We start from the raw sequence: 13,944 nt of genomic DNA, 5'->3' as shown, positions 1-13,944 counted from the left end.
GAAAAAGAAGGCGCCAGTCCCAACGCTTCGTCATTCTCGAGCCCCGTCCCGAGAATCCAGAGATCGTCGGGCGCCGTTGGCTTCGGCTGCAGTAGGAGGCTTCAGCTGCAGACGGCGGAAGCGGGCGATGTTGCGGCGGGTGCCCCTGGATTCTCGGGACGGGGCCCACTGCTGTCCGGTTAAGGAACTACTTGAGCGCTCTCAAACCGTTGAATTCATTACCAGAATACTCCCGAGCTGGCAGACCCGACTCGGCACTGCTAGTCGCAACGATTTCAGTGGCTTAAGCACCTTAGCCGGATAGCAGTGGGACGGGGCCCGAGCAATGACGACGCGTTTAGGGTGTCGCCCCCGTTTCAGCGCGCGGTGCGTGATCGGGAAGCCCTTGGCGCCGGTCGAAGACCGGGGCGGTATCGTTCCCGGATTGCCTTGGGAGCCGCTCTTGTCAAAGCACTTCTTGCGCCGTGTGAGTGCGGTCGCTCCGGCAGGAGAGCGGGCCTTTGCACGTCCAGCAGCGCCGGCGGGTTGCGAGCGAGCCGGGCGTACCCGCTCCAACCCCTTTGAACCGGCCGAAACGGCTGCAGCTCGCAGTGCCGACATCTCCGTTATGGTCAATTTGCGAATCGACCATAACGCGGCAATCGCACGCCAAAGGCTGCGTTCATGGTCGGGATGCAAAGAGACAAAAGCATTGTCAGGGGGCGGAGTCAGGGGTTGCGGAGCTGGCCTTCCGCTCCGACCCAGGACCCTCCTTCGGGCGGAAGAGGCCGCCCCTCCCCCTCACCCCGGCGGCGGGCCGAATTGCCGCGCCTCGCGGTTGGAGCGCTTGGAGAATTCGCGCCAGGAGAAGGGGATCGAGACGTAATAGGCGAGGATCGTCACCGTCAGCGTCTCCCAGAAGAAGCTGACCAGCATGGCGACGTAGAGCACCATCACCATGATGATCGGAATGGCGGTGCTGCGCGGCACGCGGATGCCGGCGCCCTTGCCGGACCAGGTGGGGATGCGGCTCGCCATCAGGAGGCCGACGAGGACGAGATAGATCGAGGCGAAGCCGGCGGTGATCTGCGGCAGGTTCACGTTGACGCCGATGAAGCTGACATACATCGGCAGCATCGCCAGCGCCGCACCGGCGGGCGCCGGGACGCCGACGAAGAAGGCGGAATGCCACTTCGGCCGATTCGGATCGTCGAGCATGGTGTTGAAGCGGGCGAGCCGCAGCGCGCAGCCGGTGGTGTAGAGCAGCGCCGCCGTCCAGCCGAAGGCGCCGGCCTCGTTGAGCAGGAAGGCGTAGAGGAGCAGCCCCGGCGCGAGGCCGAAATTCACGATGTCGGCGAGCGAATCCATCTCCGCGCCGAACCGGCTCTGGCCCTTCAGCAGCCGCGCCACGCGGCCGTCGATGCCGTCGAGGACGGCGGCGCCGAGCACCATCAGGACCGCCAGCTCGAACCGCCCCTCGAAGGCGAGGCGCACCCCGGTCATCCCGGCGCAGATGGCGAGGATGGTGATGAGGTTCGGCACGATCCGGCGGAACGGAATGCGCCGCTGCGGGCGCTCCTCGTCGTCCGGGTGGCCGGGATCGAAGGGCGGGAAGAGCTTGTCCAGGGACATCAGTCGCGCCTCGACGGCCAGGTCGGCAGATGGTCGCCATATTCGGCGATGATGGTCTCGCCGGCAAAGGCCGTCTGGCCTTCGGCGACCCGCGGCCGGACGCTGCCCGGCAGATAGATGTCGAGGCGCGAGCCGAAGCGGATGAGGCCGAAGCGCTCGCCCGCCTCGATGCGGTCCTCCACCTGCGACCAGCAGATGATCCGCCGGGCGATCAGGCCGGCGATCTGGACGACGCCGATCTCGCCCTGCGCCGTCTCGATCACCATGGCGTTGCGCTCGTTGACCTCGCTCGCCTTGTCGAGCTCGGCATTCTTGAACTCGCCCTCGCGGTAGAGGATGCGGGCGATGCGGCCGCGCATCGGGGCGCGGTTCACGTGGCAGTCGAACACCGTCATGAACACCGAGATGCGCAGCATCGGCTCCGTCCCGAGGCCGAGCTCCACCGGCGGTGCGACATGGCCGACGAGGGAGACCCGGCCGTCGGCGGGGCTGACGACGAGATGGTCGGCGACGGGGGTGATGCGCTCGGGATCGCGGAAGAAATAGGCGCACCACAGGGTCAGGATCAGGCCGATCCAGAACAGCGGCTGCCACAGGAAGCCGAGGACGACCGAGACGCCGAAGAAGGCGGCGATGAAGGGATAGCCGGCCCGGTGGATGGGCGTCAGGACATTGCGGATCGAGGTGAGGATATGCACGTTTGCCGTCTTCTTCCTGTTCTTGTCGCCCGATTGCTGCGTTTCGCCCGAAAGCGCCCGCCCGGTCGCGCCCGCTGGATTTAGCCGATGCGGCGGCCCCGCGATACCTCCCGGGACGCTCCCCGGTGCCGGGCGGGATCACGATCCGGTCACGCAAGGGCCGGTCACGCAAGGGGGCCGGTCACGCAAGGCGGCCGAACGATCCCTTCGCCATGCGACCCAACGCTGCGTCAGGCCAGCCGTTCCTTACCGGCCCGGGCGAGACACGGCCGAGACACGGCCGAGACGCTGCGCGGCGGCCTTGGCGGGCGGTCAGACCGGCGGCGTCCGCCGCCGCTCGAGGACACCCATCTCGTCGCTCTCGCGGGCCCGCCGCAGCGCTTCCTCCGCCTCGGTCGCCTCGCGCTGCATGGCCCACATTTCGGCATAGAGCCCGCCCATTGCAAGCAGCTCGCGGTGGGAGCCGCGCTCGACGATCTCGCCGGCCTTGAGGACGAGGATCTCGTCGGAGTTGATGATCGTCGACAGGCGGTGGGCGATGGTGAGGGTCGTGCGGTTCTTCGAGACGAGGTCCAGCGCCGACTGGATCTCCTGCTCGGTATGGGTGTCGAGGGCCGAGGTCGCCTCGTCGAGGACGAGGATCGGCGGGGCCTTGAGGATGGTGCGGGCGATGGCGACGCGCTGCTTCTCGCCGCCGGAGAGCTTCAGGCCGCGCTCGCCGACCATGGCGGAAAAGCCGCCCGGCAGCTGCTCGATGAAGCCGGCGATCTGGGCGAGCTCGGCGGCGCGCATCACCTCCTCCTCGCTGGCGTCGATGCGGCCGTAGCGGATGTTGTAGGCGATGGTGTCGTTGAAGAGGACGGTGTCCTGGGGCACGATGCCGATCGCCGCGCGCACGCTCTCCTGCGTCACCTCAGAGATGTCCTGACCGTCGATGGTGATGCGGCCGCCCTTCACGTCGTAGAAGCGGAACAGGAGCCGCGAGATCGTCGACTTGCCGGCCCCGGACGGCCCGACGATCGCCACCGACTTGCCCGGCGGCACCTCGAAGGAGACGCCCTTGAGGATCTCGCGGGCCGGATCGTAGCCGAAGCGGACGTTCTCGAAGCGGATCGCCCCGTCGCTGACGACGAGCGGCTTCGCCCCGGGCCTGTCGACCACCTCGGCATTGATCCCGAGCAGCGCGAACATCTCCTCGATGTCGGTGAGGCCCTGGCGGATCTCGCGGTAGACGAAGCCGATGAAGTTGAGCGGGATCGACAGCTGCATCAGCATGGCGTTGACGAAGACGAAGTCGCCGAGGCTCTGGGTGCCGTCGCGGACCGCCAGGGCCGACATCACCATGACGATCGCCATGCCGACGCCGAAGATCACGCCCTGGCCGAAGTTGAGCCAGCCGAGCGACGTCCAGATCCGTGTCGCGGCGATCTCGTAGCGGGCCATGGAGCGGTCGAAGCGCTCGGCCTCCATGGTCTCGTTGCCGAAATACTTCACCGTCTCGAAGTTGAGCAGCGAATCGATCGCCTTGGTGTTGGCGTCGGTGTCGCTGTCGTTCATGTCGCGGCGGATCTCGATGCGCCAGTCGCTCGCCTTGATGGTGAACCAGCCATAGAGCCAGATCGTCACGGCGATGACGGCGACATAGGAGAGGCCGTAGGCGAAGCCGAAGATGACCGCGACGAGGGCGAATTCGAGGATCGTCGGGATGGTGTTGAGGATGGTGAAGCGGACGATCGCCTCGATGCCCTTGGTGCCGCGCTCGATGATCCGCGACAGGCCGCCGGTGCGCCGCTCCAGATGAAAGCGCAGCGACAGGCGGTGCATGTGGACGAAGGTGCGATAGGCGAGCCGGCGCACCGCATGCTGGCCGACGCGGGCGAACAGCGCGTCGCGCAGCTGGTTCAGCCCGACCGAGATGACCCGGGCGACGTTGTAGGCGATGACGAGGGTGATCGCGCCGGCGAGGAAGAGCGGCAGCCAGCCGGGCGTCGCGGCCACGGCGGCCGCCGTATCGCCGGCGCCCGTGCCGGCCCCGGTGCCGGCCCCGCTGCTGCCGTCGAGGGCGTCGGTGGCCCATTTGTAGAAGTAGGGCACGCCGACGGTGAGGAGCTTGGCGAGGACCAGGAAGAAGGAGGCCCAGACCACCCGCATCTTGAGGTCCGGCCGCTCGCTCGGCCACATGTAGGGCCAGAGATTGCGGAGCGTGGAAAAGGTCTCGCCGCTGTCGCCTGTGACGCGGGCGCTGCTGGTATCGGCCAAGATCGTCCTTCCGGAAGAAGCCTCACGGCTTCGACCTCGATGGGTGCGAAAGAGATTGGAACGGATCTAAGGCTTCTTGGCGCAAAGATCGACCGGTCATTTCGGCGACCGATCGTAACGCCCGCGGCGAAAGGGATCACCCCCCGGCCGCAGGCGAGCCGGGGCGGAGCCGCAACCGACCGTCAGCCGGCAGCCGGACGGCGGCGCTCGCAGCGCCCGGCCGGAGGGCCCCAGGATCGGGGCACGGCGAGGACCCGGCGACGGCAGATCAGTTGACGGCGCCGGAGACCTCGCCGGCGCCCTGCCGCTCCTCCGGCATGCGGAAGACCTGCCCGGGATAGATCCGGTCCGGATTGCGGATCTGGTCGCCATTGGCGAGGTAGATGACGGTGTAGCGGCTGCCGGCGCCATAGGTCTCCCGCGAGATCCGCCACAGCGTGTCGCCCTTGCGGATGATCACCCGTGCGCTCCGCGAGGCGGCCAGCGCCGGCTGCCGGGTGACGGGGATGCGTCCGGATTTCTCGCCGGCGGCCGTCTCGCCGGCGGTCTCGCCTGCGGTGCCGCCGGGCGCTGCGGCCGGATCGGCCGAGGCGACGGATGGGAGGGCTGGCGCGGACGCCTCGGGCGCGGCGATCGCATCGGGCTCGCCGGTGCCGGTCCGGGCCTGCGCGCCCTGCGCGGTCTTTGCGGTCTGCGTCGGTGCTTGCGTCCGGGGCGGGATGGCGGGCGCTTGCGGGGCATCGTCGACACCGCCGAGACGCGCGGCGAGGTCGGCGTCGCGGGTGCCGTCCGAATCGGTACCGGCCGGGGACGAAGCGGTATCGCCGGGCGCCGCCGTGCCCGGCGCCTCGCCGGACGCGGGGTTGCCGGTCGATGCGAGCCGGTCGCGGGAGCCGGAGGGCTCGGCCGGAGGCGAGGATGCCTCCTGTCTCGCCGGCTCGCTCGTCGGCTCGCCTGTCGTCCGGGGGGGTGCGGCGGAGGCAGTCGTCTCCTCGGCCGGCGCGGGGGCGGAGGAGTCGGGGCCTGTCGGCTGCTGGGCTGTCGCCTCTCGGGCTGTCGGCTGCGGGGGCGCCGCAGCGACGCGAGGCTCGGGCGACGGGGCGGGCGTCTCGTCGGCCGTCTCGGCAGTCTCCGTGGCAGCCGGGGCGGCAGCCCCTTCGGCCGGGGCGTTGGAGAGCGCGGCGGCCTTCTCTGCGGCGGCGCCGCGATCCGGTTCGGCGGGCGCCGCGCCGGCGATTCCCTCACCATCGGCGGCGGCGGCCGGATCGGGCTCCGGCGTTCCCGGCTCGGCGGTCGCCGCGAGGGACGTCCCCTCCGGCCGGAAGAACGGCACCTCGACCCGGGCCACGACCCGGTCCTGCGGCGAGATCTGGTCGACGCGGATCAAGTGGTCGCCGACGGCGAGCTGCTGGTCGGTCGAGACGACGAAACGGCCGTTGCGGTCGGCCGTGCCGACGGCGAAGGGCTGGTTGTCGACATAGATGCGGAACCGCGTGCCCGGCTCGGCCGCCCCGGCGACGAACATCCGCCCGCCGTCGATCTCCACCGCCTCGACCCGCAACTCGCGCTGCGGCGCATCACCGCCTGAGCCGGCCGAAGACTCGGCCGCGCCGGCGGGCGGCTCGACGCTCGCCGTCTCGCGTTGCCCGTCTTGCGGCGCGGCATCGGGAGCGGGGGCGTCGGGAGCGGCGGCAGCCGGATCGTCCACCGCGTCGCTGCGCGGCGCGGCGCTCTCCTGCCCGCCGGCCTGCCGGCTGCCGGTGTCCTGGCCGGCGGCCGCTTGCCCGCTGGTCTCCTGCCCGGACGTCTCTTGCCCAGAGGGCTCTGGCGCAGAGGTCTCTGGCGCACGGGCCTCTGGCGTGCCGGCGGTCACCGGCGCTTCGGCCGGCGTGGCGGGCTCGGGGACCAGCCCGGCGACGTCGGATTCGGCCGGAGACGATGGCGCATCGGCCATGTCGGTTTCGCCGGGCGCAGCCGGCGCATCGGCGGAGCCGGTTGCGTCAGGACCGGTTGCATCCGGGCCGCTTGCGTCAGGCCCGCTTGCGTCAGGTCCTGTCGCGGTCGCGGGCGAGGTCGCGACGCCGTCGCCGGTCGTATCGGAGGGGGACGCAGACGGCGCTTCGGCCGAGCCCGACCCATCCGGCGCAGCCTGCGAGGTCGCCTCGCCGGTCGCCGGCGGCGCAAGGAGGGCGCTGGGCGTCTCGATCAGCCGGGACGGCTCGCCGGGCGTCTCGATCATCGCGAGGAGGTTCTTCGCATCGCCGTCCGCCGGCACGGAGACCACCGCCGTCTCGCGGGAGAGGGTGTCGGCGCCCTTGTCGTCCTGCGACTGGATCTGGATCGAGTGGTCGCCGGGCGCCAGCGGCTGGTCGAGGACGATGACGAAGTCGCCGTCCCGGTTGGCCTTGTCGGTGCCGAGCGTCCGATCGCCGTCGCGCAGCGTCACGGTGCTGTTCGGCGCCGAGCGTCCGGCCACCAGCGTCGAACCGTCCGGCTCGACGCGCAGCACGTCGAAGCGCGGCTCGTCGCCCTCGCCTTCCGCCAGCTGCGGCTCGGCCGGCTCGGCGGACGGCGTGGGCTCGTTGCCGGCTGGCGCCTCGCGTGCCTCGGTGTCGGCGGTTACGGCAGCGCCCGGATCCGGCTGCGTGGCCGGCGCCTGCGGAGCGGCGGCCGTCTGCGGATCGGTGTCCGTCTGCACCGGCGGCTCCTCGCCAGACGTCGATGCCGCAGCATTCGCGTCGCCGGGCTCGGGCTGGGCGGTTTCGGCTTGGGAGGACTTGGCTTGGGGGGTTGCGGCAGCGGTGTCGGCTGCCGATCCGTCGGCGGCCGGGGCTGGCGGTGCGTCGGCCGCAGGCGCCGGTGCGCCGGCGGATGCTGACGCAGCGTCGGCGCGCGAGGCGGCATCTTCCGGGGCGGGTTCCTCAAGGGCTTCACGAGCTTCGGTGACACGCCCTTCCCCTCCGGCAGGGCGATTCTCCGGCGCCGGCTCTTGCGTGGCGGGCTCGACCGGTGCGGCGGTGACATCTTCAGAAGCCGGAGCCGAAGCGGTCCCGGCATCGGCGGAGGCCGATCCCGCTTCGCCCGCATCCTGCTGGCGGCCCGACTTGCCGGCGGCGAGCCTGTCGGCGGCCTCGCCCGGCGCGCCGGCGGCTTCGGCTGCGGGCTCCTGGGCAGGCGCTGGCGCGTCAGGCGGTGTTTCGACGACGTCCACGGGAGCCTGTCCGGCGGCGCTCTCTGCCGACGCGGCGACCTCGTCCTGCGCGGTTTCTGCCTGCGCGGTTTCTGCCCGCCCGGTCGCTTCCGGCGCGACCTCGGCCGCAGGGGCCGCGGCGGATGACGCACCGCCCGCCGGTGCCGCAGCCTCGCGAGCGGCGTCATCCGGCGTCACGGCCGGTCCGGCCGCTTCGGACCCGGGCGCAGGTTCACCGCCCTCCCGGCCGGTGTCCGTTGCCGCGGAACCCTCGGTGCCGGCGCTTGAGCCAAGCGTTGCGCCGCCGGGCCCGGTGGCTGCTTCCGGATCGACGGTTGCCTCGCCGACCGCGCCCTTGCTGGTCCGTTCGGCGACCCGCAGCCGCTCCGAATCCAGCATGTCCCAGTAGCCGGCGACGATCGCCACCAGGAGGACGAGACAGAAGAGGACGATGCCGATGGCTCTGCGCTGCATGTGACCGCTCGATCAGGCGGCGTTCCCGCCGCTAAAAAAGTCGTGAGACGTGCCTGAGGTTTAGCGGGCCGGTGGTGCCGCCACAAGCTTTGGCTCCATTCAGCGTTACTGATGGGGCCATCGGGGCCGGATCGACAGCGCGATTGCGGGGGGATGCGGCCGGCGGCAGGCAGTGCGATGTGGTTTCGCAGCCCCGGACGGGCGAGCCGGCGGCAGGCGGGAAACAAAGTCGGGAATTGACTTTTACCGCCATGCCTTCCTATAAGCCCCCCCAAGCGAGCGGGCGGCGCTCCGCGCGATGGTGAATTGCGTTCGATGGCCGCACCGGATTTCCGGATCACACACGACTGAAGGGCCCGCGTGCTGAAACCACGCGGGGATTGACGATGAAGCGTACCTACCAGCCTTCGCGGCTCGTCCGCAAACGCCGCCACGGTTTCCGCGCCCGCATGGCGACGAAGAGTGGCCAGAAGGTCATTGCAGCGCGCCGTTCGCGCGGCCGCAAGCGCCTGTCGGCCTGACGCCGGCCGGATGGGCGATCAGCCGATCGCCAGTCATGGCGGCTGAAAAGCTCAAGAAACGCGCCGAGTTTCTCGCCGCGCGCAAGGGCCGTCGCCTGAACGGCCCGCTGTTCTTCATCGAAGCGCTGGAACGCGGCGACGCCGCTCCGGCGCGCTTCGGGCTGACGGTGACCCGCAAGGTCGGCAATGCCGTCGAGCGCAACCGGATCCGCCGCAGGCTGCGCGAGGCGATCCGCATCGGCGCCGAGGCTGACATGGTGCCCGGGATCGACTATGTCATCGTCGCGCGCCGCGACGTGCTGGCGGCGCCGTTCACCACCCTGTCAGAGGAATTGCGGAAACGCTTCTCCCGGATGGCCGGGCCGAATCAGAAGACGACGCCAGGCGGCGAAGGCCGATCCAAACGCCGATCGAGGTCTGAGTAATGGAAAACAACCGCAACTTCCTGATCGCCATGGCGCTCTCCATTGCGGTTCTGATCGGCTGGCAGTATTTCGTCGTCAGTCCGCGCATGGACGCCCAGCGGCAGGCGGTCGAGAGCACCCAGCGCGCCGACGGGTCGCTGCAGACGCCGCAGACGCCGGCCGGCACCGACCAGACCCAGACCGCCGCCCCCTCGGGGCGCGAAAGCGTGATCACCAGCCCGCAGCTGCCGCTCTCGGAGGACCGCGATGCGGTGATCTCGCAGGGGCGGCGCATCGCCATCGACACGCCGCAGCTCACCGGCTCGATCAACCTCACCGGCGCGCGCATCGACGACCTTCGCCTGAAGAACTACCACGAGACCGTCGACGACACCTCGCCGACCATCGTCCTGTTCTCGCCCGAGCAGCTGCCGAACGGCTATTTCGCCGAGACCGGCCTTCTGGTGCGCGGCAAGGGCCCGGTCGTCGGCGCGGCGACCGAGTGGCAGGCGCCCGATGGCGCGACCCTGACCCCCTCGACACCGGTGACGCTGACCGCGACGGCCGACGGCCTGACGGTGAACCGGACGATCTCGGTCGACGAGAATTTCATGTTCACCGTCGAGGACGCGATCGTCAACGGCGGCACCGCGCCGGTCTCCGTCGAGCCCTATGGCCGCGTCGTGCGCTACTCCAAGCCCGAGGTCGCCGCCGCCTACGTGCTCTTCGAGGGCCTGCTCGGGGTGTTCGGCGAGGACGGGCTGAACGAGGTTTCGTATTCGTCGATCGAGGACGACCAGAAGGTCGCCCACTCCAAGTCCAGCGGCGGCTGGCTCGGCATCACCGACAAGTACTGGGCGACGGCGCTCGTGCCCGAGACCGCCCGGCCCTTCGGCTCGCAGTTCCTCTACCTGTCCGGCCAGCGGCCGCACTACCAGACCGAATTCGTCTCCGACCCGATCGCCGTCGCCCCGGGCGAGACCGCCACGACGACCTCGCGCACCTTCGCCGGCGCCAAGGTGGTCGACATCATCGACGGCTACGAGGAGACGCTGGGGGTGCGCCAGTTCGGCCAGCTGATCGACTGGGGCTGGTTCTATTTCATCACCCGGCCGATGTTCCACGCGCTGGACTACATCTACAAGCTGGTCGGCAATTTCGGCGTGGCGATCCTCGTCGTCACGGTCATCCTGAAGCTGTTCTTCTTCCCGCTCGCCAACAAGTCCTACAAGTCGATGGCGCGGATGAAGACCGTCCAGCCGAAGATCATGGAGCTGCGCGAGCGCTTCAAGGACGACAAGCAGAAGCAGCAACAGGAGATGATGCGGATCTACAAGGAGGAGAAGATCAATCCGGCGGCCGGCTGTTGGCCGATGCTGATCCAGATTCCGGTGTTCTTCGCCCTCTACAAGGTCCTCTATGTCACCATCGAGATGCGGCACGCGCCGTTCTTCGGCTGGATCCAGGATCTGGCGGCGCCCGATCCGACCTCGCTCTTCAACCTGTTCGGGCTGATCCCGATCACCCTGCCGCACCTGTTGATGGTCGGCGTCTGGCCGCTGCTGATGGGCATCACCATGTTCATCCAGATGCGGCTCAACCCGACGCCGCCGGACCCGGCCCAGCAGATGATCTTCACCTGGATGCCGGTGGTCTTCACCTTCATGCTGGCGGCCTTCCCGGCCGGGCTGGTGATCTACTGGACCTGGAACAACTTCCTGTCGATCATCCAGCAGAGCGTCATCATGAAGCGCAACGGCGCCAAGATCGAGCTGTGGGACAACATGCGCGGCGCCTTCAAGCGAAAACCGAAGACGTCGACCTGAGACCTGACGGGCGGGCCGAGAGCCCGCCCCTTTGCCATCGGGCCCCTTTTCCATCAGGCCCGCGTTCCATCCGGCGCGCGGCCAGCGGCAGTGGAGCCGGCATCATGACCCCGACCGACGCACCCTCCTCCGAGACCCCCTCGTCTGCGACCAGCGAGGCCGACCGGCGCTTCTTCGCCAAGCCCTGGGTGTTCGTGCGCGGCGTCCCGGCGCTGAAGTTCCTGCCGCCGGAGGGCCCGCCCGAGATCGCCTTCGCCGGCCGCTCGAATGTCGGCAAGTCGTCGCTGATCAATGCCCTGCTTGGCCAGAAGGGCCTCGCGCGCACCTCCAACACGCCGGGGCGGACGCAGGAGCTGAACTTCTTCGTGCCCGACGGCTACGGCACGGTCGAGGCCGGGCTGCCGCCGATCGTCCTCGTCGACATGCCGGGCTACGGCTATGCCAAGGCGCCGAAGGACCATGTCGACGCCTGGACGGCGCTGGTGTTCGACTATCTGCGCGGGCGGGCGACGCTGAAGCGGGTGTTCCTGCTGATCGACGCGCGGCACGGCATCAAGCCGAACGACGAGGAGGTCATGAAGCTCCTCGACAAGGCGGCGATGTCCTACCAGATCGTCCTCACCAAGACCGACAAGATCAAGCCGCCCGCCGTCGAGACGCTCCTCGCAGAAACGCAGGAGCGCACCCGCAAGCGACCGGCGGCGTTTCCAAGGCTGATCGCAACCTCCTCGGAAAAGAGCAGGGGGCTCGACGACCTGCGCGCCGAGATCCTGACGCTGGCCGAGTGACGTCCGGGGCTAACGCCGGAACGGAGCCTGCGGGTCGAACGCCTGCGGATCGGCCCGGTCCGGAGGGTCCTGCAGCCGGCGGATGCGGGCGCGGATCTCGCCGAGCAGCGCCTCCGACAGGAGCGACATGGCCTCGCCCCGGGGCGTGATCAGCCAGGACGTCATCACGATCGGCCGGCTCAGCCGGCGGAACACGACGCCGCCGCCCTGGGCGCCCGCCGAGGCGAGCGAGGGGACGATCGAGATCCCCGCCCCGGCCGCCACCATGGCGCAGGCGGCATCCGCCATCTGGACTTCGGCCACCGGATTCATCGTCGCCCCGGCACGGTGGAAGGCCGCCTCGATGATCGGATAGGACAGGTCCTCCCGGCCGAGCGCGACCAGCCGCTCGCCCTCGAGATCCTCGACGGCGACGACCTCCCGCGCCGCCAGCCGGTGGCTCGCGGGCGCGACCAGGAACAGCTCGATCTCCTCGAACTTCGCCGACTTCAGCGATGGCGACGTCGCCGGCAGGAGGCTGATGCCGAAATCCGCCTTGCCGGTGACCATCGAGTCCTCGATGCTGCGCGAGGTGCGGGTGAACAGCTGCAGCCGGAGCTCGGGACTGCGCATCAGGAGGGCCGCCGCCGCCTGCGGCGCCAGATGCATGCCGAGACCGGGGAAGGTCACCGCCGAGACCTCGCCGCGTTCCAGGTTGCGGATCGATTCGGCGATGCGCGAGATCCGCATCAGGCCGGCCTCCAGCTTCTCCGTCTCGGCGAACAGCTGGCGCGCCTCGGCGGTCGGCTTCAGCCGCCCCTGCCCCCGCTCGAACAGCGAGAAGCCGCAGGCCTCCTCGAAGCCCTTCAGAAGCTTGGTGACCGCCGGCTGACTGACGAACAGCCGCTCGGCCGCCTCGGTCACCGAGCCGGCCTTCATGATGGCGTTGAACGCGGTCAACTGGCGGATGTTGGGCTGGGCCATTCCGGTGCCGTATAACTCCCTGGAATGAGTCTATCCTTTAATTTCATTTGCGCGGAATGGGAAACGCCTAAACGATAGGCCTGCACGAAATCAGGCATCGGCAGGGAACTTCATGAAGAAACATCTCCTCATGCTCGCTGCGGCGGGATCGGTCTTCGCGACGGTCGCCGCCCAGGCGCAGACCAAGACGCTGACCGTCGGCGGCTACGGCGGCTCCTTCGAGACGCTGATGAAGGAACTGATCATTCCTCAGTTCGAGAAGACCCACGACGTCACGGTCCAGTTCGTCGCCGGCAATTCGACCGAGAACCTCGCGCGTCTTCAGGCCCAGAAGGGCAACCAGGAGCTCGACGTCGTGATCCTCGACGACGGGCCGATGTACCAGGCCGACGCGCTCGGCTTCTGCGCGCCGCTCGACGAGACGATCTCCGCCAGCGCCGACATCTACGACCTCGCCAAGATCGGCCCGAATTCGATCGGCGTGGGCTTCGTCGCCACCGGCTTCACCTACAGCACCGCATGGTTCGAGGAGAAGGGCTGGGAGCCGCCGTCGAGCTGGAAGGATCTGGAAGATCCGAAGTTCGAGCAGATCCTGTCGATCCCGCCGATCTCCAACACCTACGGCCTGCATACCCTCGTCATGATGGCGCGGCTGAACGGCGGCGGCGAGACCGACATCGATCCCGGCTACGAGGCGCTGGCCGACAAGGTGGCCCCCAACGTCCTCGTCTTCGAGCCGTCCTCGGGCAAGATGTCGGAGCTCTTCCAGTCGAAGGAGATCGCCCTGTCGATCTGGGGTTCGGGCCGCACCAAGTCGCTCGCCGACACCGGCTTCCCGGCGAAGTTCGCCTATCCGAAGGAAGGCGCCGTGGCGCTCATGCTCGCCGCCTGCCCGGTGGTCGAAAGCGACGCTCCGGAGGCCTCTCAGGAGTTCGTGAAGTATCTCCTCGACCCGGAAATCCAGGTGAAGCTCGCCGACGCGATGGGGTCGGGCCCGGTCAACAAGAAGACCGTCCTGCCGGACAACCTCGCCGAGTGGCTGCCCTATGGCGAAGAGCAGATCTCCAAGCTGGTCAAGGTCGACTGGGACGTCATCAACCCGAACCGCCAGGAGTGGACCCAGCGCTGGGCGCGCGAGGTCGAGCGCTGACAGCGGCTGCTGCCTGACCAACCGACGGGAGCGGGCCGAACGCCCGCTCCCGTCCTGCGG

General features: G+C 69.2%; 10 protein-coding genes. 5 read left to right on the top strand and 5 right to left on the bottom strand.

Annotation, left to right across the window (positions count from 1 at the left end):
* Positions 1-780: 780 nt before the first annotated feature.
* The 4 genes from ATO4_RS13525 to ATO4_RS13510 form a co-directional block, all read right to left on the bottom strand.
* Positions 781-1,605 (bottom strand): phosphatidylcholine/phosphatidylserine synthase, encoded by an 825-nt coding sequence (locus tag ATO4_RS13525; RefSeq protein ID WP_083592100.1) that lies wholly within the window; start codon positions 1,603-1,605, stop codon positions 781-783.
* Positions 1,606-1,610: 5 nt separating this feature from the next.
* Positions 1,611-2,414, bottom strand: coding sequence for a phosphatidylserine decarboxylase (locus ATO4_RS13520; protein ID WP_280940496.1), 804 nt, complete (start codon positions 2,412-2,414; stop codon positions 1,611-1,613).
* Positions 2,415-2,621: 207 nt separating this feature from the next.
* Positions 2,622-4,490: an ABC transporter ATP-binding protein/permease gene (locus tag ATO4_RS13515; RefSeq protein WP_139802436.1), complete on the bottom strand. Its 1,869-nt coding sequence runs from the start codon at positions 4,488-4,490 to the stop codon at positions 2,622-2,624.
* Between the two features lie 346 nt (positions 4,491-4,836).
* Entirely contained in the window at positions 4,837-8,232 is a 3,396-nt protein-coding gene (locus tag ATO4_RS13510; protein ID WP_083592052.1) for a LysM peptidoglycan-binding domain-containing protein, read from the bottom strand.
* Positions 8,233-8,618: 386 nt separating this feature from the next.
* Between ATO4_RS13510 and rpmH the strand changes: the two genes are divergently transcribed.
* The 4 genes from rpmH to yihA all read left to right on the top strand — a co-directional run bounded on the left by rpmH (position 8,619) and on the right by yihA (position 11,771).
* Positions 8,619-8,753, top strand: a complete 135-nt coding sequence (rpmH, locus tag ATO4_RS13505) for a 50S ribosomal protein L34 (RefSeq protein WP_083592051.1) — start codon at positions 8,619-8,621, stop codon at positions 8,751-8,753.
* A gap of 35 nt (positions 8,754-8,788) precedes the next feature.
* Entirely contained in the window at positions 8,789-9,178 is a 390-nt protein-coding gene (gene rnpA / locus ATO4_RS13500; RefSeq protein ID WP_083592050.1) for a ribonuclease P protein component, read from the top strand.
* Positions 9,178-10,983 carry a membrane protein insertase YidC gene (gene yidC / locus ATO4_RS13495; protein WP_083592049.1) on the top strand — a complete coding sequence of 602 codons (1,806 nt, stop codon included), beginning with the start codon at positions 9,178-9,180 and terminating at the stop codon, positions 10,981-10,983. Before rnpA ends, yidC begins: the two co-directional genes overlap by 1 nt.
* A 104-nt stretch (positions 10,984-11,087) precedes the next feature.
* Positions 11,088-11,771 (top strand): ribosome biogenesis GTP-binding protein YihA/YsxC, encoded by a 684-nt coding sequence (yihA, locus tag ATO4_RS13490; protein ID WP_083592048.1) that lies wholly within the window; start codon positions 11,088-11,090, stop codon positions 11,769-11,771.
* A 9-nt stretch (positions 11,772-11,780) separates the two neighbouring features.
* On the opposite strand, the gene ATO4_RS13485 is transcribed toward yihA, so the two are convergent.
* Entirely contained in the window at positions 11,781-12,734 is a 954-nt protein-coding gene (locus ATO4_RS13485; RefSeq protein ID WP_083592047.1) for a LysR substrate-binding domain-containing protein, read from the bottom strand.
* A 112-nt stretch (positions 12,735-12,846) separates the two neighbouring features.
* Here ATO4_RS13485 and ATO4_RS13480 point away from each other — a divergent pair, with 112 nt between their 5' ends.
* The gene (locus tag ATO4_RS13480; protein WP_083592046.1) at positions 12,847-13,884 is read left to right on the top strand and encodes an ABC transporter substrate-binding protein; all 1,038 of its coding nucleotides are present in this window, start codon (positions 12,847-12,849) and stop codon (positions 13,882-13,884) included.
* The last annotated feature ends 60 nt before the right edge of the window (positions 13,885-13,944 follow it).

This window comes from Aurantimonas sp. 22II-16-19i (genome assembly GCF_002088275.1).
In the GTDB taxonomy this organism is placed as follows: Bacteria; Pseudomonadota; Alphaproteobacteria; order Rhizobiales; family Rhizobiaceae; genus Jiella.
This window is presented reverse-complemented; position numbering and strand designations above follow the sequence as displayed.

Coding starts and splice junctions, on each gene's coding strand:
- rnpA (WP_083592050.1), top strand. CDS start 8,789: ATGGCGGCTGAAAAGCTCAAGAAACGCGCCGAGTTTCTCGCCGCGCGC.
- ATO4_RS13510 (WP_083592052.1), bottom strand. CDS start 8,232: ATGCAGCGCAGAGCCATCGGCATCGTCCTCTTCTGTCTCGTCCTCCTG.
- yidC (WP_083592049.1), top strand. CDS start 9,178: ATGGAAAACAACCGCAACTTCCTGATCGCCATGGCGCTCTCCATTGCG.
- ATO4_RS13515 (WP_139802436.1), bottom strand. CDS start 4,490: ATGTGGCCGAGCGAGCGGCCGGACCTCAAGATGCGGGTGGTCTGGGCC.
- ATO4_RS13480 (WP_083592046.1), top strand. CDS start 12,847: ATGAAGAAACATCTCCTCATGCTCGCTGCGGCGGGATCGGTCTTCGCG.
- ATO4_RS13485 (WP_083592047.1), bottom strand. CDS start 12,734: ATGGCCCAGCCCAACATCCGCCAGTTGACCGCGTTCAACGCCATCATG.
- rpmH (WP_083592051.1), top strand. CDS start 8,619: ATGAAGCGTACCTACCAGCCTTCGCGGCTCGTCCGCAAACGCCGCCAC.
- yihA (WP_083592048.1), top strand. CDS start 11,088: ATGACCCCGACCGACGCACCCTCCTCCGAGACCCCCTCGTCTGCGACC.